The following is a 24,599-nucleotide window of genomic DNA, read 5'->3' on the forward strand; positions in this document are numbered from 1 at the left end:
TATTTTTGATTGACTAAAATGTCATGTTTACACCTAATGTTAATGTTTTTCTAAATGGATAGGCATCTACACCATTAGCTTCCGGATCTACATCAATAGGGTAGTCTTTTTGAAAGGTAAGGTAGTTTTCTGCTGCAAAATAGAATCGTAATCTGTTGAACGGTGTCTTGTCCAATACGTCAGTAGGTAGAGAATACCCCAAGGTAACATTCCTTAATCGCAGATAAGACGTGTCCCATAACCAGAAAGAATTGTTATATACTGTAGCTCTACGTGTTTCTGCAGTTTCGTAATATACAGCAGGCAATCTAGAGTTTCTGTTATCGGGCGTCCATGCTTCGGTTAACCAAGCTTTATCCGTACCGCCATCTTGTCTGAAAGGGTCACGGGCAATATAGTTTTTAGTACCTTCTACACCTTCCCAAAACATTCTAAAATCTAAGTTTTTGTAGTTCAAAGAAAGATTTAACCCGTAAACAAAAGCAGGATATCTACCGTCTATATGGATACGGTCATCTCCATCAATAACACCATTATTGTCTTGGTCTTTCAATTTAATGAAACCTACCTTACCAGGTTGAGGTTGAGTAGCCGAACTTGCAATTTCCGCTTCATCTTGGAAGTAGCCATCGGCTTCCCACATGTACCAATCTTCAAAAGCATAACCTTCTTCATTTATGTTCCTGTCCTGTATCTCTGGGTCTCCAAAAGTTTTTAGACGGTTTTTGAACCATGAAACGTTTCCGTTTATGCTGTATCGTAAATCCTCGTTTATGCTATTGTCATGACCAATAACAATGTCCCAACCTTTGTTGGTCATTGCACCTTGGTTAACTACAGGAGCATTCAATCCACTACTTTCATCAACTTGTAGTTGTCTTAATATATCTACGGTTTCTTTTACGTAGTAATCGGCAGAACCATATAGTTTTCTATTAAATAGATTAAAGTCTACTCCAAAATCCGTTACCGTTGTAGTTTCCCATGTAATATCAGAATCAACTAGGCTTCTTAAGCCGACTCCTGCAAGAACACTACTTCCAAAAGGATAGCCAAATTGGTCAAAAGATAGGGTAGATTGGTAAGGGTATATACCAGAATTTAATTCATCATCCTGTACATTAATACCAATATTTTGGTTACCCAATTGCCCCCATGAACCTCTAAGTTTTAGTTCGCTTACTGCTTCAATATCTTGAAAGAAATCTTCTTTGTCCAATCTCCAACCAGCAGATACCGATGGGAAAACACCTAATCTGTTTCCTTTAGCAAAACGTGAGCTGATATCTCCTCTTACGTTTGCTTCAAGAAGGTACTTTTCTTTGTAGTTATAGTTGGCTCTACCAAAGAAACTCTGAATAGCCCAACTTTCAGAAAAACCGGTTGTAAATTGATTTTCAGAATTTACACCTTCTAAATCAGTGATTTTTCTATTTGGAATGCCAGTTCTTTGTGATCTAGTGAAATTACGATCAAAACCTTCTTGACTATACCCTCCTAAAACTTTAAAGTCATGGTCGCCAATCAATTTTGAATACGTCAGCGTAGAGAATAACGTAGTTTGCTTACTCCACGTATTATCAATAGTTAATTGTGAAGCATCACGAGTTGTTCTTAGGTATTCGCCTGTTCTATAATTGTATTCGTCATATTGAATACGTTGATTTTTATAGTAGTCATAATCAAACTTATAAGCTCCTTTTGTACTCCAAACCAAATCGTCTGAAAGCTTAACATCAAAAAAGAGGTTTCCGTTAAAGTTATATTGATTTAAAACCTCTCCATCCTGAACTTCAAGCTCAGCTATAGGGTTGTTTCTAGTAAATCCTTCATCAAAACCAGGAAATTCTGTATCAGTTCCAGAGAATGCTTTACCTGAATAATGTCCTGTGCCATCTAAGGTATACACACCCCAAGTTGGCCTAACTCTAAATAAATTGAATAAGCCGGATTCTGTGCCTGCCTGCTGAGGACCACTTGTTTTTGAAGCTACGCCAGATACGGTACCTCCTACGGTAATCTTTTCTCCTATATCTGATTTTACACTCATAAAGAAGTTATTCTTCTTAAACCCTGAAGAGCGAATAATACCCGGCTGATCCCAGTTACCCATAGAAATATTATAGCTGGTGCCATCAATTGCACCACTAGCCGTTACAACATGACGTTGTACGATTGGGGTTCTGGAGGCTTCATCAAACCAATTTGTATTAGGAAAAGCTGGATTGCCTTGATTGTTTCGGTAAGCATCTATCACTTCTTGAGGATACGGATTGGCAGATGCTCCAGGTGTATTTATTAATGCCTGGTTCATTAAAGTCATATAATCTGCCGAATTGGATATCATTTGCGGTACCTTGGTAAAGGTCTCCGTTGACACACTACCGCTGTATTCAATCTTAAAGTTGTTGTTACCGCCACTCTTGGTAGTCACCAAGATGACACCGTTTGCAGCCCTAGAACCGTAGATAGCTGCTGAAGAAGCATCTTTTAGTACAGAAATGGAACTAATTACAGAGGGGTCTAAATCTTGTAGATTACCTTCTACACCGTCAATCAATACTAATGGAGAGTTGTTACTACCAAAAGAGTTAAGACCACGTATTTTAATGTTAAGGCCTTCATTACCCGGAGCTCCACTATTTTGTGAAATTTGTAGACCGGCCGCTTGTCCTTGAAGTGCTTGAAACGCATTTTGTACGTTTCTGTCTTCCAAAGCTTCTTCATCTACAGCGGTTACCGAACCGGTAAGGTTTACTCTTTTTTGTTGGCCGTAACCTACAACGACAACTTCATCTAGCTTACTTGCATCTTCCGACAAAGTAACATTTAACGTGGATTCACCATTTACTGGTACTTCTTGAGTTGAAAAACCAATGTAGCTAAACACTAAAATAGCATCATTGGAGGCGGAAATTGTATAATTCCCATCAAAATCGGTTTGGGTTCCTGTTGTGGTTCCCTTTACCAATACGTTTGCACCGGGCAAAGGCATTCCAGTGTCATCTGAAACCGTACCATTAATAGTGTCATCTTGGGCGTGTAGTTGCATGGTAGCTAAAAGGAGTCCTAAAAAGGATAATCCCAGCCGGAGCAACAAAGGTTTTTTGGTCGATTGTTTTTTGTGTTTCATAAGATCATTTGAGAGTTTTGAGTTATTAGGCGAATATAGTTTTGAAGTTAATTTTGATGTATAACAAATGGTTTCAATAGGGTGACATATGGTCTGAGTATAATAGTTGTGAAGTCTGTTTTTTACTAGTATTTGCGCATAATCAATTAGTCCAAACGGTTTGGGTCTGTTCAAATGTGCACTTAGATTATTGGTAAAATGTCTCCTTCCGTAAATAGAATGTCTCTCTCTGTCAAGAGTTTGAGAAGAAGTAGTTCATAGATGCCAAGAGATTATTAAATAACTATATAATGAAAAGTAATTTTAATGCGCGAATGAATCTACTTTTTTATACGCATTTATAACCGCTTGCTCACCTTCTTTATCAGGTCTTGAGTTACCGTGTTCCATGCCCAGAATGCCGTTGTAGCCTTTCTCTTTAATGAATTTTAGAACATTCCAATAATTGATTTCTCCTGTGGTAGGTTCTTTTCTTCCCGGATTGTCACCAATCTGTATGTAGCCAATTTCATTCCAGCAGGCTTCCATGTTGGGTATGAGATTGCCTTCTTGGATTTGTTGATGATATATATCAAAGAGAATTTTACATGAAGGAGAGTCTACGGCCTTACAGATTTCATAGGCCTGTGGCGAGTCTGTTAGGAATGCTCCCGGATGATTAAAAAAGTTTAGAGGTTCAAGCACCATTGTAAGATTGTGTGGCTCAAAAATTGCCGAAGCTTGTTTGAGTGTTTCAATAACATTAGCTCTTTGGTAACCTTCTTTTATTTTAGGAGCAACGTTACCGGGTACAACGGTCATCCATTTGGCATTCACTCGCTTTGCTACTTCTACGGATTCTTTGCAGTATTCTAAAAAAGCCTTTCTTTTTTCCGGGTCTCCAGAAGCTACATGGCCCTCTTTTAGAAAAACAGCTACAAATACACCCATTTCAATACCCCTTTTTTGCATGGTCTGGGCCATTTTCTCTTGCAGGACTACATCTCGGGTACGCATCTTATTATCCTCAAAAGCGGTAAAGCCTTGATCTGCCATAAAATTTAGCTGGTCAATAGGGTCCTTGCCCGCATGATTTTCAAACATTCCCAAATGCGGAGCATACTTAAGATTGAATTTATAGGGATCTTTTGGTGAAGCTAGGGTAGCGGCATATGATAGGCCCGAACCCATTGAAATTGCTCCTGTAGATAATGCTGTTTTTTGGATAAAGTTGCGTCTTTTCATGGCAGGTTCTTGGTTATCTATAAAATGGTTATGATGATTGGTTTCACGTTAAATAGACCAAGCTTTTCCCCCAGTAAGTTCATCCAGATCTCCGCAGGCAATATATTTACCGGGAATAGAATCATATGCCAGCACTTCTTCACCAACATATTCCGTGCACTTGTAGCCCCAAATGGTCAGGTCTCTGATTTTTTTGGCAAAAGGAACGCCTTCGGCCTTTTTATCCGTCAATGCTTTTAATACCTCAGGTGCAAGATCGGCTTCAGTAAGGTCACTTATGTTCTCTTTGTTTGAACTTTCTAGGGCGTTCACGGCCAATTGGTTCAAGGTAGCCTTGAATTGGTCGCGCTGAGCAGGAGGCATTACCTCGTTTGCAAAACTGTCCAAAAAGATATGTACGTTAACTTCCGAGGCCGATAATGTATCGGTTTTGGGCAGTATACTATCTATAACGTCTATAAGTACCGTACCTTGGTCTTCATTGAGAAACTGAGGTACCCACGTAGTGGTTTTAGTATCGTTACAGCTTTGTAAAACGCTCATGAATGTGGGTGCGGCTACTACGTAACCCATAGACATTCCTATTTGCATTAATGCTTTTCTTCTATCCATGGTTATATATTTCCTTTTTTAAGTTCTTCTGCTGCATGATTGGCGGCCCTTGCCGAAAACGCCATATATGTCAATGACGGGTTTACACAACTTGATGAGGCCATAAAAGCACCATCTGTAACGTAAACATTGGGTACTTCATGTATTTGGTTATGACCGTTTAAAACCGATGTCTTTGGGTCTCTTCCCATACGGGCGGTTCCCATTTCGTGAATGCCGTGACCAATATTATACGAGCTGTTGTGGGTGTTGATGTCTCTTGCTCCGGCCTTTTTTAGCATTTCTGCCGCTTGCACTACGATATCTTCACGCATTTTTAACTCGTTGTCACGTATTTCTGCATCAAAGGTTACGGTAGGTAGGCCCCAACCATCTAGATTGTCATAATCTAGGGTCATACGGTTGTCTTGGTACGGAAGTATTTCCCCAAAACCACCTACGCCCATAGTCCATCCACCAGGTTTTAAGATTGCTTCTTTAAGTTCGGCACCCATTGAAAGTTCGGCAACGGCATCTTTCCAGTTTTTACGGCTTGCGCCTCCTTGATATCCAAATCCGCGTAGGTAATCTTTGCTTTGAGATTTGGCGTCTATATTTTTAAATCGAGGAATGTACACACCTCCAGGTCTTCGGCCTTTATAATATTTATCGTCGTAACCATCAAATTTTCCATTAGCCCCTGCACCTAAATGGTGATCCATTATATTTCTACCCAATTGATCGGAATCATTACCCATTCCGTTAGGAAAACGGTCTGATTTGGATTGCATCAAGATGGAAGCCGATGCTATGGCCGAAGCACACAAAAAAATAACCTTGGCGTTGAATACCAGTTCTTCTTTGGTCAATCGGTCAATGACCTTAACTCCTGTTGCTTTTTTGGTATCCGGGTCATAAATGACTTCGGTAACGATTGAATCCGGCCTTAGGGTTAGGTTCCCTGTTCGTTCCGCAGCTGGAAGCGTGGACGAGTTACTGCTAAAGTAGCCCCCAAAAGGACACCCTCTTGAACAACGGTTCCTGAACTGGCATTTGGTACGTCCCTCAAATTCTTTGTCACCCGTAATATGTGCTATACGGCCGGAGGTAACGACCCTTCCGTCTAGGTTTTCATAGACTTTATCCCTAAAATGCTGCTCTACACAGTTTAATTCCATCATTGGAAGGAATTGGCCATCGGGTAGTTGTCTCAGTCCCATTTTTTCACCGGATACGCCAATGTAGCTTTCTACCTTATCGTACCAAGGAGCAATATCTTTATAACGAACGGGCCAATCTACACCATGGCCATCAATTTTATTTGCTTCAAAGTCAATTTCGCTCCAGCGGTAACTATGCCTTCCCCAAGTAATGGATCGTCCACCTACATGGTATCCCCGCATCCAATTAAAGGGTTTGGTCTCATTGTAGGGGTGTTCCAAATCGTTTACGAACCATTTGTACGAATCTGCGCTTTTGCCTTTGTTGGTCCGGCTTTGCTTGGGACGTTTTGCCTTTTCTTCAATTGAAAGCTCCATGCCGTGTTTAAAGTCCCAGTCATCCATATGGGCAGTGGTGTAATCTTTTATGTGTTCCACCATTCTGCCTCTTTCGAGCATTAAGGTCTTTAGTCCGTTTTCGCACAATTCCTTGGCGGCCCAGCCTCCGCTAACACCGGTGCCTACTACAATGGCATCATAGGAACTTTGTTCTTCGTTAAAATAAAATTTGCTCATTTGTTACGTTTTGAAAAATAGGTTTTGATATGTTTTATTCCAATAGAATACGAAAAACGTAGGCTGCTTCGCAAGGCTTTTGGCCGTCAACTGATATGGAAAGACCTTTGGAGGACTGTTTCCACTTTATGTTGTTCTTACCGCTTATGAATTCTACAGATTTAATTCGTTTTGATGTATTGGGATTATTTTTTGAAAGTGATTTTATTGTGAATTTGCCATCTTGTGGCCAGCCCAATGCCGTTGCATAAAGGGTTTTTCCTTTGGTAGTAAAACGAAAGTCTTCCGGACCGGATTCCTTATTTTTCTTTTCGGAATGATGACCTGTTTCTACTTTTGTAGGGCCTTCGCCAAAGATGGTCCAAGGTCGTGTGTCATAAATTGCTTCGCCATTAAGACTTAGCCATTGGCCCATTTCGTTCAGTATTTCTTTTGCTTCTGAGGGAATGGTTCCATCGGCTTTAGGGCCTATATTCAATAATAAACATCCGTTTTTGCTTACGATGTCTATCAATTCATCCAATAGGTAATTGGAAGTTTTGTATTCTTCATTGGTTACATAGCCCCAAGAGATTTTTCCTATTGAAGTATCTGTTTGCCAAGGGTATTTGTAAATGCCATCCATACGGCCACGTTCAATATCTAACACAATAAGGTCTTCAGGAAAGGATTTGTTTCTCATGTTCTTGTCCTGAAAAACAACACCCTTGTTCCATTCTTCACCTTTGTTATAGTAGTAGGCGAGTATTTTTTTGTGCATGACCTCAAAACCGGGTTTGTCCAACCCAAAATCGAACCAGAGCAAGTCCGGCTCATAATTATCTATAATATCCGTGGTACGATTCCACCATAGGTTTAGGAATTTTTTGGTGGGTAACGTATCATTACCTACCGGCTCACCGTACAGGTCGTAAAATTCAGGATTGTTGGTGTCCCAAGTTGGGTCGTCTTTTTCATAATAAACCCTGTGTAACGCAAAATGGGATGATGCTCCAAACTTCATCCCTTTGGCTTTGACCGCATCGGACAATAGGCGCATAACATCTTTTTTAGGTCCTGTATCCTTCACGTTCCAGCGGGTGTGGTTAGAAGCGTACATGGCGTAGCCGTCATGATGTTCCGCAACAGGTACTACGTAACGGGCACCGGCATTTTTGAACAGAGTAGCCCATTCATTGGCATCAAACTTTTCGGCCTTAAATTCAGGTATGAAGTCTTTATACCCAAATTTTGAAGGGTCTCCATAATGTTCACGGTGATAGGTGTAAGGCTTTTTACCACCTTTGGACCATTTGGGGTCATATATGCCTTTTGGATATTTTTCACTACTGTATGCGGGTACGGCGTAAGGGCCCCAATGTAAAAAAATACCGAATTTGGCATCTTTGAACCATTCTGGAATCTCATATCCGGCTCTTATAGATTCCCATTCTGGCTGGAATTTTTTTGGTTTTATTTGAGCGTGCAATGCGGTTATCCCCATAAATAAAAAAAGGACGATCGCTACTTTTTGTGCAAATTTGGTTTTTGTTGTCATTCTGAATTTTGGCTTTAATTCTTTTTCGTTTTCTTTTTGGTGATAATGCCAATTTCAGGACGAGGTATATCTTCGGTTGCGCTTCTCATAACATAGGGTTCCCATTTGTCACGGGCCTTTTGCCATTCTTGAAGTGTTTTAGTAGGATACCATGACGGCCAGCCTATACGGTTAAAATCATAATTTTTTTGGTTTTTGGCTACCCATTCGTCCACTGTTGAAAATGGATTCTTATCGGGAAAAACGCCAAGGGCCTTAAACTCTTCACTTACACCTTTATCTTTAATAACATGGGTGCGCCAGTTCTGCAGTTGGGCCAACAGCTCTTTTTTCACAGAGCTATATTCGGGGTTATCGGCTACATTGTCTACCTCAAATGTGTCTTTTTGTAGGTCATATAGCTCAATTTGCGGTTTTACGGGGGCAAAGAAGGCGGCTTGCTCGGGAGTAAGCTCTCCTTTTAGGTACATAATGCTCATTTCGGCCAATACCGGGTAAGCGTTTTCCTTGTATTGGTTATACTGTAAATATGGTCTTTCGGGCATTAAATTAAGAATGAGCTTATAATCTTTTGACCGTATGGAGCGCATGGCATCATGGGTTTCGTCCATTTTATCACGGGCGGCAAAAACGTACTTTCTGTTTTTTACCTCATCACCTAAGAGGTTTTTTCCGTGTAGGGGAACTGGCGGTGTAACATGGGCGGCATCAAGTATGGTAGCATCAATATCCAAAGACATGACCAAGTCGTCATTTACTTGCCCAGGTTCTACTTGGCCCGGCCACCGCATAATCATGGGAATGCGGGTCCCACCATCATACAAAAATTGTTTGCCTCGTATGTGACAACGGCCATGATCACCAATAAAGAAAACAATAGTGTTATTGGCCAACCCTTCGTCTTCAAGTCGTTTTAATAAACTGCCTATTTCCCGATCTACCAATTGCATTTGTTCAAGGCCATTGGCCCAATCGCGACGAACAAAGGGAGTATCTGCATAATAAGGTGGAAGCTCAACATCACTTATATTAATAGGTCTTTGGGGGTCTCGGTTCCAGGAGCGGTGCGTACCTCCAAAAGTGATTCTGGCAAAGAAGGGTTGTCCCGGTTTGCGGTCTGCCCAATCATTGGTATTCATAAAGAGCTCTTCCTTAGTGTCCGGTAAAAAGTTCATATCGGTTTTCCAACTCATTAGAGTGGTGAAATATCCGGCTTCTTCCAAGAGTTTAGGAATGGGCTTTATACCATGGGGTAGGGGTTGTTTGTTATATTCACGATGTTGATTGGCTCCAATGTAATTTTGATGAAAACCGGTCATCATTGCCGAGCGTGAGGTAGAACAGACGGGAGAGGTGGTAAAGGCGTTATTGTAACGAATACCCTCCGAGGCCAATTTATCTACGTTTGGTGTATGTATACCCTTTGTGCCATAACAGGATAGGTCCGGGCTCCAGTCTTCAATAGTAATCCAAAGAATATTAGGGCGGTTATCATTGGTTTCCTTTTGAGATGTTTTGGGAGTCTCTCCGCACGAGACGAGCATAAGAACACAGAAAAATAAAACTAGAGATACGTGTTTCTTTATCAAAAGCGTCATAAGGGCAATGATTTCCATAGTCCAAATGAAATAGAAATAAGGTAAACTTGTGTATGTACTAGTTTATCTATTGTCTCTCTCGGTACATTAAGGTAAATTTTGTCTTTAGGAATAAAAATCGGAAATAATGTGTCTAGGTCCTTTTTCATAATCCCATAAATAATCACCGGTAGCTTCAACGCACTTCTGGCTGATATGGTGTGGAAGTACCGAAACCAATGGGTATCCAATTTTGGATTTGAACATTTCCAAATGTCTTAGGTATTTCTCCTCGGTAATATCTTTTTCGGCATTCCCCCCAATATGGTCTAGGTTAATGCCCCGGCCTGGTGAGGATTTAAAGGAAATTTCATAATGGGTCTTTACACGGGCGGGCCAGTCATATTTATCGTTTAGCCATACATCATTGGTACGGGTAACATCGGTAAATTTGGTAAAGAAAATATCCGGAACGTGAAATTCCATTTCAATGGTAGGGTCAATGCCTTTTGCTGCTTTGTACAATTCCTTATGGATGTGTAACATATCAGATTTAGTGTTGTAAGACATATCGATTTTAAATTTGCGCACCCCCATTTTATAAAAGCGGTGGATCGTCTCCGAAGCGTACTCAAAAATATCTGCCTTGGGGTTCAGCCATCGCACACCCTTGTCGTACTCCGTTTTGCCTTGCGCTCTGTAAGCCCCCAAAAGATTAGGGTTGTTCTGGGCAGCAATACTGGAGCCATGTATTTTAGGAAATGCTATCCATAGGCCGGGCGTAAACCCTTTTTCGTTGATAAGGTCCATGGTTTTTCTGAAATCTGGAAACTTTTTGGAGTCCGGATGCCACGAGCCGTAACCAGAGTTTAAACTACCGTCCGGAAATTGGCCCCAGCCATGGTCCAAGGTCATTTTTCCCTTAGGATATCCGTATTCGATAATTTTATCCAAATACTTCGCTACAAAGTCGTGATTCAGTAGATTAAAGTGCCCTTTGGGAACATTGGATTGTATTTTCTGCTCTACCCAAGTACAATATTCTACATCTGCCCAAAAGTGAGGGAATACTTTGTAGGGCTGAATGTTCAGGCGCTGCATCATCTGGGTATTGTAGGCTTTCCAAGCATCATCGCCATTACCGCTTTCATCAACAAAAAGTTCCTGTCCCTCAGGAACGTTTATGGTAAGGGTTTCTTTTCCATCAAAACTGAAAGTAGAATTTTCAAAACCAAAAGTGGTCATAAAACCAACGAATTTACCGGCGGCATCGCGGATAATAGGGGAACCGCTCATTCCACTAGCTGGAACCGTAAACGGATTATGGGTAAATGCATCGCTTAAGAAATAGTAGGCATCACCACCTTTTTGAGCAGGGGTGCCATCACTGTTGTACGGGCAGAATAGGGGTTTGGTAACCTTTATTTTTACTTGTTCTCCTTGGGTTGGGTCTTTTTTGCTTGCTACCTCATAATGTGTAGAAGCAGCTTTTACCGCCATTGGGCCGGTAACCCCGGCTAGGGCAACACCCATGCCAGCTTTTTTTATAAAATTTCTTCGGTTGTTCATGTTGTACTATTCTTGGAGCGTGAGTGTTTTGGTGAAATTTACCGGTTGGCCACCTTTAGGTAAAATGGTACTTTTTTTGACTTACTTGGTGAGAATGGAATTTGGCGGTAACGGCACTTTGTTTGAAGCCCGCCATGCTACCAGCTCATCAAGTAATTTTTGTGTTGTTTTGGTATGGTCTTGGGCCAAGTTCTTGGTTTCTTTAGGGTCTGTCTTTAGATTGTAAAGTTCTAGTTTTCCATCTGCCAAGAATTGGATCAGCTTGTAATCTCCTTTTCGGATTACGGAACATGTGCCGTGTTTATATTGGCTAGCCATGTGCCAGAACAAGGGGCGTTGCTTAAAATCAGAGTTGTCTTTTTTAAATAGGGGAGTAAGGGATTTTCCATCTAATTGACCTTTATACGCAATGTTGGCCACATCCATTAGGGTGGGGAAATAATCCATAACTGAAATAGGGATTTCAGTTCTTCTGGCTCTTATCTTGCCGGGCCAGTGAATTAGTGCTGGCACTTTTATTCCGCCTTCATAAATTTCTCCTTTGGCACCTCTCAACTTTAGATTCTCGGAGGCTATGGGGTGATAGCCATTATCTGAGGTAATAATTAAAATGGTGTTCTCTTCTAGCTTATTCTTTTTAAGGTACGCCATGATTTTACCAATGTTCTCATCCATAGATTCTACCATGGTGGGGTAGCTGGCCATCCGTTCTTTATTCTTGCCTATTCCTTGCCCCGTTACGGGGTCCCCAGGCTTGCTCATGTATTTGTTAAAAAGTGCGTCGTTCCTGTTTTTTATAGGACGATGAACCGCGTAAAAATGGAGGTTGACCAAAAATGGGTCGGTTTTATGGTGGTCTATAAACTCAATGGCGTCGTCAGCCAATCTATCCGTAAGCCATTCGTCATTGGATTTTGGAGTTATAAACGGGTTGCTGAACGGAGCGCGATACCCTCCGCGTTCACTTTTGTACCCACCTTCTTCTAGGGCGGGGTCGCCTCTAAAGGTGCCGCCCACATTTTCAATAAAGCCCCTTCCTTCAGGATAGTATTGTTTTACGGTTGAGGTCTTATGGTTTTCTACCCAGGTAAAATCTCCCGCTTGGGGTTGGTCCAATCGTTGTTGAATAGGCCATTTCATGGCCAGTTCTTTTTCTGGATAAGGACCTACAATATGCCATTTTCCCAAATGAATAGACTTGTATCCGATTTCGGCAAGGGGTTTGGCGTAAATGGGATGTTCCTTTTCAACCGTCCATCTAGAGAATATATTTTCTTGAGCATCTCCTTTCTCCAATACAGGAACCGTGTACACTCCCGTTCGGAAGGATTGTTTTCCTGTAAAAAGTGCGGACCTTGAGGGCGAACAAGTAGGATACATATAGGCATTGTCAAAAACCAGGCTTTCTTTGGCCAAAGCATCTAATGCCGGAGTTTCAAAATAAGTAGAGCCATTAAAACCAACATCGGCATAACCAAGGTCATCCACAAGGACAAAAATAATATTGGGTTGTTTTTCTTGGGCCCAGTTGTACCCGAACGAGGCAAGGAATAACAATACAAAATAAAAAGACCTTGGTTTTAGATGCATAGGGCTAAATTTTTATTCGGGTTTTTTTATGTACTTGAGTGGGGCGATACGTTTTCCGGTTTTGTAATCCAATCGCTTACCGTAATAGATATAATTATCAAATATGTCCCCTTTGCCCAGTGTTCTAGGGTCGCCCTGAGCAATAAGTTCCGTCTCCATTTGGGTACGAAGCTTTTTGATGACCGTTGCATTTTCCGGTTTATTGGCCAGATTATGGATGCAGTGCGGGTCTTTCTCAATATTATAAAGTTCGTGTTCCGGTCTCTTATCAAAATTCATCTCAAAGAAAGGGTACTCCTCATCTTCCGGTTTAAGGGAGGTTAGGTAATTTTTGGTAGGAGAACCATCCGTATTCATAAAGCCATATTCTGGGTTGCCCACGGGCCATCGCTCGGGTTTTATATTGTGAACATATAAGAGCGAGTCGTTCCTGATGGCCCTTACCGGATAGGCTAGGTCGGTTCCGTCTTCATTGGCGCGTCCTATATCATGCCGTTCTTTGCCTAAAAGCACATGGTCCCGATTTTTATCTATCCTACCGGATTCCGAAGAAAAAAGTTGTTTTGTAAGACTGCTTCCCGTCATTTGTTCGGGAGGCGTTTCACCCACTACCTCCATAAAAGTAGGGGCCAAATCAGAAAAGCTAACGAAATCGCTTACCGTACGGCCGGAAACAATTTTTCCTTTCCAATAAGCAATCAACGGAATATGGAAACCTTCTTCATAAATCTGGCCTTTTACCCTTGGGAACGGCATACCATGGTCAGACGTTATGAGGACCAATGTGTTTTTTAGCAGCCCTTTTTTCTCAAGAGCTTTAATTGCTTTACCCACATGGGTATCAAACCACTCTACTTCGTTTGCATAATCCAATAGATCACCACGAACCACTTCATTATCTGGATAGAAGGGCGGTACATTGGCTTCTTCTAACCTTCGGCCCGCTTTCTTCCAAGAATCCAATTCGTAAAAACGATGGGGTTCTTTGGTTCCCAACCAAAAACAAAACGGGGTATCCGTAGGGTTTTCATTGAGAAAAGCCTCAAAATTAGCGGCATAGTCAACATCCGTAATTCCTTTATACGGCGGTTCTAGTTTTATGGTGTTGTATTCCGGCCCTGCGGGGTTGTCCTTAGTGTCATACACACCAGGACCCCAACCTTTGCCAGTATACCCCACACGATAGCCCTTTTTAGCCAATAAATGCGGATAGGTTTTAAATTCCAGAGGAAAACGTCCGTTATGGTCCGCGGCTTCCTTTAGCTGCCAGCTGTACTTGCCTGTTAAAATACAGGCCCGGGCCGGTGAGCATTTAGGGTTGCCGTTATATGCATTTTGAAATACCAATCCATCCTTGGCCAGTTGGTCTATTTCCGGCGTATTGATGAAAGTATCTCCATAAGGACCAAAACTCTTCATTGAAGCGTCATCCGCAATACAGAACAGAATATTAGGGCGCTCTGTTTTTGTTACTGTATTTTCACTGGTAGGAATGTTCAAAAAGGCCAACACGCCTACCATACCGAATTTTAAAAGGGACTGAAAAGTTGGAAAAGCATATGTTATCATAATCTTGATTTTTACAAGAAAGTTACAAATTGTTTGTGCAACGTAAACTAGGAGTAGGGATACATACCTTGCCCTATTTATTGAATTCCGTAATGGTTAAACCCCAAGTAAGTTTGGTGCCATCTGCCGCTATAACTTCGTAACTGATAGGGTTGGTGCTAAAATCGCCAATCTCACCAAGGGCAGGGGCTCCGTTTGCCGGGGCCAACGTAGCTGCCGTAGAAATATCTGCGTAGCCCACTATTTCCGAAAGGCTTACCTGTGACCGTACTTCCTCCGGAAAATCGCCATTGGCAGGCGGCACAGTTATGGCGCAGGCTACCTTTTGATTAACCGTGTCTATGGTCGTTTCTACATTCAATTGAACCACTTGTAGGCGGTTAAAGTCTTGTGTGTCATCAATCCATCTATATTCGAATCTGAAATTGGTAATTTCGGCCTCGTTGAATGTGGGCAGCTCTTCTAAATCTGATTTCAGGCAAGAGGTCATTGTAATGCCTACGAGCAAGAATAGTAAGTATGTTATATTTTTCATTTTATACGAATTTTGTTGTGCGTTAGTTTACCAGCCTGGATTTTGATCTAGTTTTTCATTTAGGATACGCTCGTTTTCAGGAACAGGAAATAAGTAGCGTCTTGTAGAAAAGCGTTTTTTCTGATTGCCCGGTTTTAATATTACGGGTACGCTTTCAAAGCCTTTGCCATCTGCTGCAATTTCAAAGAAGGTATATTCTTTGTCGTTTAATTCCGAAATGATACCTCCGCCTTCTTCTTTACCCCATCTTAAAAGGGACCAATATCTATCGTTCTCAAAAAACAATTCTACGCGACGTTCAATTTTGTACCATTCCCAAACTTGATCTAAGGTCATGCCTGCCATAAGCTCCGGTAGTTTGCCATGCTCAACCCTGGTTTTGTTGATGTATTGAACCGCTGTTTCTGCATCGTTTAGGCGCAGCATAACTTCAGCATAGTTCAAATAGGCACGGCCTAATCTGGTAATGACCTGATGGTAATTTGTGAAGTTTACCGCTTTGTATCCTTCAATATCAGGATAAATACCCTTTCTTATAAAATAGCCGGATATAGTGGATGCTTCAGTACCCTTCGTACTTTGTACATAATGCATATTGCCACCAACTCTAGTGGTAATGGTATTGGTAAAAAGTTTTGAGGAATCCTGTACAATAGAAGCAAAGAAACGGGCGTCGCGATGTTCGTTATATATAGCATCGGAAAGAAACCCTCCGTTAGTCTCAAAATCTTGATAGTATGAGGTTTCGTTCCACCTTTTTGCTACTCCGTCCGTATCGGTTACCAAATAATCATCAACCAAATCGGCAGAAGGCATGGCGGTAGTCCACCCTAAAAATGATTCGTTCAGTTTTGGGGTACCTTCCGTTTTGGCAACCTCCATATTAGGAACAATACGTTGCATTGGAGTCAATACACAGAGCGTAGCATCTATATTGGTGTATAGCCCTAATATGATTTCCGATGAATTTAATGCATTGGTGTAATTGTTGAACAATTCTCCGTAATTAGGGTCTAGACTGTACCCTAGCGCAAATAAGTCTTCGCTTGCTTTTTTGGAAATGTTGTAATAGTCTTCTTTTCCACTTTCAACATATGCAGCGCCGTGCAATGCAATTTCTGCCAACATAGCATATGCGGCACCTTTTGTAAGTTCGCCAGTCTCTACATTGCTAGAAACGGGTAAATCTAGAGCTGCTTCCTGTAAGTCTTTGATGATAAAATCATAGGTCTCTTTTATCGTTTCCGATCGTGGTAACTTTAAATCGTCTTCAGGGGTAAGCACCTTATCTACAATTACGTATTTACCGAACAAACGTGCCTTTGAGTAATAGATTAAAGCACGTAACATCTTGCCCTGTGCAATCAATTTAGGTTTGATGTTTTCCTGGATGCCTTCCGAAGCGGCCACTTTTTCAATGATCAAGTTACAGTCCCTGATGACTTCAAAAGAATTTTGTTTTATAGGGGATTTTAACCCTAATGGAGCCCTTCCGTAGAAATAATAAGAGTTGTTTTTGGCCCAACCGGCGTCATAAAATTGATCGATCAGGTCTAAGGCCACTTTGTTGGCATTTACCAAAACGGTATTATCGGTAAAATCGTCATTACCGGCGCCACCTCCTTTTGGGTCTGGATCTTCCGGGTTGACCAATAATTCAGGCAATACCGAATTATAGGTGTTATAAATAAAACCTTGGGCAAGATTAGCATCGCTCCACACATCTTGTTCAGTGTACTTGTCTAAGGGTTTGGTATCTAAAAGGTCGTCGCTACATGAGAAGCTCATGAGGGCGATCAAAACAGAAAACAGGGTTATATATAAGTTCTTCATCATTATTTTTTTGAATTAAAATCCTAGGTTTACACCAAATGAATACGTGCGTTGTACTGGGTAGCCGTAGCTGTTTATCCCGTTGTTGGCACTTTGCACTTGTTCTGGGTCAAAAAAGTCTTTTACCGGAGAAATGGTAAACAGGTTGGTACCACTTGCAAATATTTTACAGGAAGAAATCCAGTTGTTATCCGCTAAAAACGTTTTCTTTAGGTCATAACCCAGCTGAATATTCTTTAACCTGAAATATTTGGCGTTCTTTAAAAAGTAATCCGAAGGGTTGCTTACAATATCATTATTGCCTCCGTTCACGGCTACTGAAGTAACCGGTCTAGGGTAGGATGCACCCGGGTTTTCCGGTGTCCAATAGTCCAATTGATAGATATACGTTAAGCGTTTGGCTTCTGCGGCAATAAACCGATCAAAACCAATATAACGGTTTCCGGCACCTTGAAAGAGACCGTTCATGAACCATCCTTTGTAGCTCATATTAAAATCTATACCGTAGGTAAGGCGTGGTTGAGAAGGAAGGCCTAGCAAGCGTTTATCCTGCTCGTCCACTTTACCGTCTCCGTTAGAATCCACATAGCGGATATCCCCACCTTGAGTTTCCGTAGAACTTAGCAAACGTGGGGTGTTTAAGATATCATTGTCATTTTGGTATAATCCGTCAGTAACAAATACTTTTCCACCTTGCCAGTAATCGGTCCTATGGGTTTCCCTTGTGTATGGGTTTTTGAGTGTAGCTTGGTCTTCGGTATCCAGTTGTTCCCATAATTGATTGAAATAAGAAACGTTACCGCCTAACCCAAATCTAAACTCGTTGATGTTTCCTTTGTAACGTAGCGAAACTTCATAACCGGCTCTACGTTGTTTAGAACCTGAGCGAATTTGAGGCAAAGGTTTGCCCAAAGGTTGGGAGTACACATTTTGTGGACTTACCAAAAACCCTGTGGTTAAGTAGTAGAAATACTCTAGGGTACCGCTAAATTTATCTCCGAATGTAGAGAAATCCAATCCGTAGTTGAACGATTCCCTATTGTACCAAGTGAGTTCGTCCGGATTTACCAAATTGCCTTCTGAGTAACCGTTTGCCAAGGCATTACCAATAGTATAAACGCCAGATTCAAGATTGTATACGGGGATATAACCAAATCTGTTTACCCCTTCCGAGACACCTGTTTTACCATAAGAACTTCTAAGTTTTAAGGAGTTGATGATATTATCCTCTTTAAGCTTTTGCATAAAATTTTCCTCGGCAATATTCCATGCAAATGACATGGCAGGAAAGAATCCCCATCTTTTTTTAGGGGCAAAATTGTCATTACCATCATAACGACCACTAAGCTCAATGATATATTTGTAGTCAAAGTCATATTTCAAACGGAAAACATAACCTGCATTGGCGGCTTCCTGTTCGCTACCGTCATTGTCTTTACCCACGGCCGGACCGGCAAAAAGTTGGTCTACGGCACCGGACAGGTAATTTCTTCTTGAAGCTCCTAAATCTGCATATTTGCTGGTAGTCTGGTTGTACACAAAGGTAGCATCAAGACCGTGCATGCCAAAGGTGCGGGAGTAAGAAGCACTAGATTCAAAATACAATCTATTACTGTAGTATGAATTTAAGCTCAAGGCCGGTGGTGTTTGTGGTGTCAGTGAGCCGTCCTGCATGTAGAGCGGAACATTGTATTCCCATAATTTACCCCAACCATCACCATCACGGTAGTTGGCCATTACCCCTAATTTAAAACCTTCTATGTTGGGAACTTGCCATTTTACGTCTAGCTGTGCATTAATGAACTTATCCCGGGTCTTGTTATAACCCGCGTCCTTATCCGTTAAGGCAAGTGGATTGTCTCCGTTGCCGCCCCCGGCCAGTGTGCCGTCTAGATTATAACCTCTGTAAAGTGGGTCGGTATTTTGGTTTACAGCTCGCCAAACACCAAACATACCCGCAGAGGGTTCTTCGTAGTTTTCAATACTGGAGTTGAGGTTTACGCCAACCTCAAGACCTATTTTATCAAACTTGGTGGTAACATTACTTCTAATGTTGAACCTGGTATAGTTTACTACATCTTGTTTAAGCAGACTTCCTTCATCAATATACCCCATAGAAACAAAGTAGTTGGTTTTTTTGTCTCCTCCGGAAAGTGAAAGATTGTGCCTTTGCTCGGGAGCAAATTCCTTAAGGGTCAGGTCTGGCCAGTTATTGTCCGGATACGTGTCCAAGTCTGCGTGGGTCCTGATGGTTTCTAATTGCTCCGGGGAATACGGAACCGGTATGCCTTCATAGGCACTTGCAGCATTTTGAACCTGTGCAAATTCATAGGAATTCATCATTTCCGGTAATATAGTGGGTTGGCTCATTTGGTAATTGTAGGAGTAATTGACGTTTATTTTTCCGTCTTTGCCTCTTTTGGTCGTTACCAAAACAATACCGTTACCCGCTCTTGAACCATATACAGCGGTTGCCGCAGCATCTTTAAGAAAACTGATGCTTTCAATATCATTGGAGTTAATGGTTTGAAAATCTTGTTGTTCTGTAATGACCCCGTCAATCACGTATAAAGGGGAGCCACCACCACGAATGGAGATAGCCGGAGAGCTACCGGGAGCACCACCACTGTTTTCTACAATAAGACCGGATACTTGTCCTTGCAAGGCCTCGCCAACATTGTTGAAAGGGGTTTGTTCCAATTTTTCGGGTGCTAACGTGGTAACCGCTCCAACCATTTTTCGTTTGGTAGATGTACCGTAACCAATAACTACCACCTCGTCTAATTTGGCAGAATCCGTGTCTAATGAAATGTCTATTGTGGTTTTTCCATCAATAGTAACTTCTTGGGTGCTGTACCCAATATAGCTGAATACTAAAATGTCCGAGCCAGCAGGAACATCAATAGAATAATTACCGTCAAAATCGGTAACAATTCCAATACTGGTTCCTTTTACCAAGACATTGGCACCGGGAAGCGGCATACCGTCTTCGGTACTTATTACCGTTCCGTTAACTGTTGTTTGTGCAAAAGAGAAGCTGCATATGAGCAACATCATTAAGCAAAGCGAAAACAACCAACGCTGTGGAATTTTAGGTCTGTTTTTTTTCATGTTTGAGTTGAGTTATAAAAAATTTAAGTTGAGTGAAAGGCGCTATTTGGAATGTTAATTTTTTAACAATAGCGAGAAACAAAGGTATTTTTCAAGCAAAAAATGATGTATTCAAGCGTAAATTTTATGTCTCTTTAAATTCAAACTGATGGCTATTAAAATTTTAGGGCAGACCAGCAGAAGGTTTTCTTTTGTAGTGTTTTAGAGGTGGTTAACAGTAGCTAAAGACCCTTTGTGGAAGGGGTTTGTAGATGTAAGGTCAAGAGTGATCCCTTGAAACAAATGAGTTTTGAGGCGTAAAATCGCCTAAGATATTCAAGGCTATGACTTCGGAAATTTTAGTAGTAGGAGAGCGGTTAGTTCTGTGCGCTTGGCGTTATGAAGAAGTATTTTTATTCTGAGCTGAATATTTACCCGGTGTGGTATTGTACATTTCTTTGAAAAGTTTGCTGAAATGCGTTCGGCTTTTAAATCCGGTCATCGTATAAACTTCGTTTACGGATAAGTCCGGTTGCTGTACCAATAATTCCGCTGCTTTTTTCAGACGGTACATTTTTAGCATTTCAAACGGAGTTTTATCCGTTAATGCCTTCACTTTTTGATAAAAATGTGTCCGGTTAAGATAAAGTTGACGTGCAATTTGGTCCATATCTAGATTTTGATTGTCCAGGTTCTGGGCCATAAGATGGTATAGCTTTTCAAGAAATGCGTTGTCGTTTCTAATGTTTAGGTTATTGTCCTTCGTAAGCGGAATACCAATTTTAAAACGCTCCCGTAATCGTTTTTTGTTTTCCAACAATGCTTCGGTGCGGGCAACCAACCGGCGGGCATCAAATGGTTTTTTAATGTACGCGTCCGCTCCATCCTTAATACCCTGAATCTGATTTTCTATATCGTTCAATGCTGTAAGCAGAATTACCGGAATATGGCTTGTCTTAATATCGGCCTTTATACGTTTACAAAGTTCAAGTCCGTTCATGACGGGCATTTGAATATCACTGATTACCAGATCTGGCCATTGGTCTTCCATAGCATCCAAACACTCCCTGCCATTGGTAAAGGTTTTTACCTCAAAGAATTTAGAGAGTACTTTTGACACATATAGCCGCATATCCAAGACATCTTCTACATAGAAAATCAAGTGGTCCGTGTAATCTCCGCTGGTTTTTATCTTGGAAATTTCGGTCTTTGCTATCGTAGTTTCGGCATTGGAAACTTTGTTTTCGGCAGATATTATGGCTTTTTCCTTTAGGGCCTGGTCATCCGCAGATTCTTTTTTAACCACCGGTAGGCGTACCGTTATGGTTGTGCCTACCCCTATTTCGCTAAATGCTTCTAAATAGCCGTAATGCATTTCCACTAATTTTTTGGAAAAAGCAAGACCTATACCTGAACCTGTTGAATGTACACTTTCTCTTTTTCGTGATTGGTAAAACCTTTCAAAAATGTGGGGCAGGTCATCATCATCTATACCTCTTCCGGTATCCGTTACGGAAACAAGTAGGTCTTTATCTTCACTAACATACTTTATGGTAATGACATCATTGGCAACTGTATATTTAAAAGCATTGCTTAAGAGGTTATTGAAAACTTTCTCTAGCTTATCGCGATCTGCAGATACTACTATGTTGGAATCATCGGAAATAACCTGTAACCTTTTATGGCTATTATAGGCCAGGAAATGAAAATCTGGGACTATACTTTCTATAAACTCATCAAAATAGAATCTTGAATAGTCCATCTCCATTAAGTTGGCATCTACACGTTCAAAATCATGAATCTGGTCTATGAGCTGCCCTATTTTTTTGGATTGCCTAGCAATGATGTTCAACTTTTCTTGAGAATCTATATTGTCTCTATACCGTTCCGATAGAAGTTTTACCGGACTGGAAATAAGATTGAGCGGTGTTTTAAGCTCATGGGATATATTGGCGAAAAAACGAAGTTTGGCCGCATTAACCTCCTTTACTTTATCTTTTTCTATTTGTTCTAGTTGAATATTGTAGCGCAGCGACTGTACTTTGAAAATATTGTATAGAATGACACCTAGAATTAGAAGGAAGGCCAAGGTATAGAGAATATAGGCCAAGGGAGTTTTCCAAAACGGAGGAGAAATAATTATGTTCAATGTCTTAGGCGCAGTCCACTCTCCAATAGAATTTGATGCCGCTACTTCTAAGGAATAGGTTCCGGGTTGTAGACCATTGTAATTGATCATCCGTTGGTCCGAAGTGGTCTGAAACCAATTTTGATCTACAGGTAATAATCTGTATTTTAAAAAATGATTTTCAGTTGATGCAAAATGTAGGGACAATGCTTCTACACTAAAGACATTCTCATTGTATTTGAGATCTAAGGTCTGCCCGCTATGGAGCCGTTCGGATAGTAAGACCCTTTTATTAATGGTGTCTTGTGGGAATATAGTCTGATTGAAAATCTTAAAGTTTCCAAAGTGCAGTACCGGTAAAGGCTCCGCATCCATTATAGATTTGGGCTTAAAGAAAGAAAAGCCTTCCAGACCGGCCAAGACCAAAGTACCGTTGTTCAGATAGCCCGAAGCATACCAGAAATCTTCAAAGGGCAAACCGTCTTCTTTTCCAAACTTTCTGAACTTTTTTTCCTCAGGGTAAAATTTATTCAGGCCAACGTTGGTGGCTATCCACAAATTACCTTGGCTATCTACGTTTATACTTTTAACAACGTTGTTGGAAAGGCCGTCTTTCTCGGAGTAGGGAATGAATATAGGTTCGTTTTCACTGTTTTCTACTTTGCAGATTCCGGCACCTTCCGTTCCTATCCACAGGTTTCCGCTTGGGGACCTGATTATGGCCGATACAAAATTATTGGGTAGCCCGCCCTCTTTTTTGTCCATCCGTAGATGTTTGACCTCTGCGTCTTTTAGCAATGGGTCATCTTCAATATCTATTCTAAAGAGGCCGTCTTCTGCGGTGCCCACCCAGATAAGATCATACTTTGGGTCTGCATATACGTAACGGGCCAAGATCATTTTAGAATCTTCAAAATAGGGGTTGTCGTTCAAGGCTTCTATTCGGGTAACAGAACCTTCTTCGTCTATGGTCAACTTATAGACGCCTATTCTAGTTCCCAGCCAGATGTTTCCCTTCTTGTCTTCTGTGATTTTATAAGAATCAATTTCCGAAAATTCGGGCAGGGAACTTGTATTGATAGGTTGTGGCCTTTTCTCTCCTGGATTCAGCCTAAAATAGCCCTTATTGGCTACTTTCATCCATGTTCGTTTTTTAGAATCTACGTAAACCGAAGAAATCTGCGATTCGTTTTTTTCGTCAAACGTAAAGGGCAAGGGTTTAAATTTTGCTTCCTTGGTATTGAACAAGGCAAGACCTCCTTGGTTTTTTGTGAGGTATACGTTTTGGTTGTCCAGTGGGGCTATGTGAATTAAATGGCGGTCACTTACCCCAAATTCATAAGGACTTTTGCCTTTAAATTCCTTAAACGGATTTTTTTTGAGGTCAAATCTAAAAAGACCTTTGTCAAAAGAACCTACCCAAAACCTGTTGTTGGATGTAGCTTTAAAGCAACTGATACGAAGCTGTTTGTTTTGGAATTTAAAAAGCGAATAGTCTATGGTGGAATCATACTTTAGGCTATCCGTAGTGTTGATGCGAACCGCACCATTGTTAAGCGTTCCCAACCAAAGATTGTTTTGATGATCAAAGCCCGAACTATTAAAGCTTTCTGTGGCTAAGAGGTTATTCTTTACTATTTTATAAACATACTTATTGTTCTTTTTTTCATATGCTAGAATAGCAAATCCTTTTTTAAGCGTAACTAAAAAAGAAGTTTCGTCCATACGCATTACAGACTCGCTATTATCAATAGTATTCTCGGCTACTTTAGTGAATTGTTGATTTTTCAGGTTGAATGAAAGCAACCCAGCAGAAGTAGCATAAAGAGAAATAGTATCATCAATAGAAATAGAGTTATAGAATTCTACTGCTCCGTTACTATAGAAAGCGGTAGGTACATACTCTTCCTTTAAGGTATAATCTTCGTTAAAGACCAAAATGCCGTACTTCTCCGTAGCACAGCGTACGGTTCCGTTATTCTGATCAATGACAATATCCCTGACCACGGGCCCTTTAACTCCTTTCTTGGCAAGTTGATTGGAGTAAATATTCGTGAATTTTTCTAGGTTGTAATCATATATAGATATTCCTTCGTCCGTACCGATCCATATGTTCCCTTTGGAATCTTCTTTTAAAGACCTGATACGGTTACTTACAAAGACATCATCGTTTAGGGTGTTTTTAAAAGTCTTGAATTCGTATCCATCATAACGGTTGAGGCCTTCAAAGGTGCCTACCCAAATATAACCTCTTGAATCTTCAAGAATGGAGGTTACCCCGTTATGTGCCAACCCGTTGGAAATCGTGTAATTTTGCGAAAACTTAAGGTCGCCCTCTTGCGCCGAAAGGCACAGGAAGAAGAACAGGCATACAAGTATGGAGTAAACTTTTTTGGACATAAAACCAGAAACCGATTTAGTACCTATATGATATTGGAAATATATTTTCAAGGTAGTAAAAATACTATAGTTGATGTTTAATCTAGC

13 protein-coding genes are annotated in these 24,599 nt (G+C 41.0%); all 13 read right to left on the reverse strand.

Features of this window, described 5'->3' with window-relative positions:
- Nucleotides 1–13 precede the first annotated feature (13 nt).
- On the reverse strand, nucleotides 14–3,133 hold the full coding sequence (locus SJY45_RS15635; RefSeq protein ID WP_400071926.1) for a SusC/RagA family TonB-linked outer membrane protein: 3,120 nt from the start codon (nucleotides 3,131–3,133) through the stop codon (nucleotides 14–16).
- Between the two features lie 303 nt (nucleotides 3,134–3,436).
- Complete coding sequence (locus SJY45_RS15640) at nucleotides 3,437–4,357, reverse strand: hydroxypyruvate isomerase family protein (RefSeq protein WP_400071928.1); 921 nt, start codon at nucleotides 4,355–4,357, stop codon at nucleotides 3,437–3,439.
- Between the two features lie 48 nt (nucleotides 4,358–4,405).
- On the reverse strand, nucleotides 4,406–4,969 hold the full coding sequence (locus tag SJY45_RS15645; protein WP_400071930.1) for a gluconate 2-dehydrogenase subunit 3 family protein: 564 nt from the start codon (nucleotides 4,967–4,969) through the stop codon (nucleotides 4,406–4,408).
- Nucleotides 4,970–4,971: 2 nt separating this feature from the next.
- Nucleotides 4,972–6,684 carry a GMC oxidoreductase gene (locus SJY45_RS15650; RefSeq protein WP_215438629.1) on the reverse strand — a complete coding sequence of 571 codons (1,713 nt, stop codon included), beginning with the start codon at nucleotides 6,682–6,684 and terminating at the stop codon, nucleotides 4,972–4,974.
- A 34-nt stretch (nucleotides 6,685–6,718) separates the two neighbouring features.
- Entirely contained in the window at nucleotides 6,719–8,221 is a 1,503-nt protein-coding gene (locus tag SJY45_RS15655) for an alpha-L-fucosidase (protein WP_400071932.1), read from the reverse strand.
- A 14-nt stretch (nucleotides 8,222–8,235) separates the two neighbouring features.
- Nucleotides 8,236–9,837, reverse strand: coding sequence for a sulfatase (locus SJY45_RS15660; protein ID WP_400071934.1), 1,602 nt, complete (start codon nucleotides 9,835–9,837; stop codon nucleotides 8,236–8,238).
- Nucleotides 9,838–9,924: 87 nt separating this feature from the next.
- On the reverse strand, nucleotides 9,925–11,367 hold the full coding sequence (locus tag SJY45_RS15665) for a twin-arginine translocation signal domain-containing protein (protein ID WP_400071936.1): 1,443 nt from the start codon (nucleotides 11,365–11,367) through the stop codon (nucleotides 9,925–9,927).
- Nucleotides 11,368–11,448: 81 nt separating this feature from the next.
- Nucleotides 11,449–12,957 carry a sulfatase gene (locus SJY45_RS15670; protein WP_400071938.1) on the reverse strand — a complete coding sequence of 503 codons (1,509 nt, stop codon included), beginning with the start codon at nucleotides 12,955–12,957 and terminating at the stop codon, nucleotides 11,449–11,451.
- A gap of 12 nt (nucleotides 12,958–12,969) precedes the next feature.
- Nucleotides 12,970–14,526, reverse strand: a complete 1,557-nt coding sequence (locus tag SJY45_RS15675) for a sulfatase (RefSeq protein ID WP_400071940.1) — start codon at nucleotides 14,524–14,526, stop codon at nucleotides 12,970–12,972.
- A gap of 73 nt (nucleotides 14,527–14,599) precedes the next feature.
- Entirely contained in the window at nucleotides 14,600–15,061 is a 462-nt protein-coding gene (locus tag SJY45_RS15680) for a DUF5018-related domain-containing protein (RefSeq protein WP_400071942.1), read from the reverse strand.
- A 27-nt stretch (nucleotides 15,062–15,088) separates the two neighbouring features.
- Nucleotides 15,089–16,897, reverse strand: coding sequence for a RagB/SusD family nutrient uptake outer membrane protein (locus SJY45_RS15685; protein ID WP_400071944.1), 1,809 nt, complete (start codon nucleotides 16,895–16,897; stop codon nucleotides 15,089–15,091).
- A 12-nt stretch (nucleotides 16,898–16,909) separates the two neighbouring features.
- Nucleotides 16,910–20,005 carry a SusC/RagA family TonB-linked outer membrane protein gene (locus SJY45_RS15690; RefSeq protein WP_400071945.1) on the reverse strand — a complete coding sequence of 1,032 codons (3,096 nt, stop codon included), beginning with the start codon at nucleotides 20,003–20,005 and terminating at the stop codon, nucleotides 16,910–16,912.
- Nucleotides 20,006–20,381: 376 nt separating this feature from the next.
- Entirely contained in the window at nucleotides 20,382–24,512 is a 4,131-nt protein-coding gene (locus SJY45_RS15695; RefSeq protein ID WP_400071946.1) for a two-component regulator propeller domain-containing protein, read from the reverse strand.
- Nucleotides 24,513–24,599 lie beyond the last annotated feature (87 nt).

Source organism: Zobellia russellii, from assembly GCF_044597075.1.
Taxonomy (GTDB): domain Bacteria; phylum Bacteroidota; class Bacteroidia; order Flavobacteriales; family Flavobacteriaceae; genus Zobellia; species Zobellia russellii.

Coding starts and splice junctions, on each gene's coding strand:
- SJY45_RS15680 (WP_400071942.1), bottom strand. CDS start 15,061: ATGAAAAATATAACATACTTACTATTCTTGCTCGTAGGCATTACAATG.
- SJY45_RS15660 (WP_400071934.1), bottom strand. CDS start 9,837: ATGGAAATCATTGCCCTTATGACGCTTTTGATAAAGAAACACGTATCT.
- SJY45_RS15695 (WP_400071946.1), bottom strand. CDS start 24,512: ATGTCCAAAAAAGTTTACTCCATACTTGTATGCCTGTTCTTCTTCCTG.
- SJY45_RS15685 (WP_400071944.1), bottom strand. CDS start 16,897: ATGATGAAGAACTTATATATAACCCTGTTTTCTGTTTTGATCGCCCTC.
- SJY45_RS15675 (WP_400071940.1), bottom strand. CDS start 14,526: ATGATAACATATGCTTTTCCAACTTTTCAGTCCCTTTTAAAATTCGGT.
- SJY45_RS15665 (WP_400071936.1), bottom strand. CDS start 11,367: ATGAACAACCGAAGAAATTTTATAAAAAAAGCTGGCATGGGTGTTGCC.
- SJY45_RS15635 (WP_400071926.1), bottom strand. CDS start 3,133: ATGAAACACAAAAAACAATCGACCAAAAAACCTTTGTTGCTCCGGCTG.
- SJY45_RS15655 (WP_400071932.1), bottom strand. CDS start 8,221: ATGACAACAAAAACCAAATTTGCACAAAAAGTAGCGATCGTCCTTTTT.
- SJY45_RS15645 (WP_400071930.1), bottom strand. CDS start 4,969: ATGGATAGAAGAAAAGCATTAATGCAAATAGGAATGTCTATGGGTTAC.
- SJY45_RS15650 (WP_215438629.1), bottom strand. CDS start 6,684: ATGAGCAAATTTTATTTTAACGAAGAACAAAGTTCCTATGATGCCATT.
- SJY45_RS15670 (WP_400071938.1), bottom strand. CDS start 12,957: ATGCATCTAAAACCAAGGTCTTTTTATTTTGTATTGTTATTCCTTGCC.
- SJY45_RS15640 (WP_400071928.1), bottom strand. CDS start 4,357: ATGAAAAGACGCAACTTTATCCAAAAAACAGCATTATCTACAGGAGCA.
- SJY45_RS15690 (WP_400071945.1), bottom strand. CDS start 20,005: ATGAAAAAAAACAGACCTAAAATTCCACAGCGTTGGTTGTTTTCGCTT.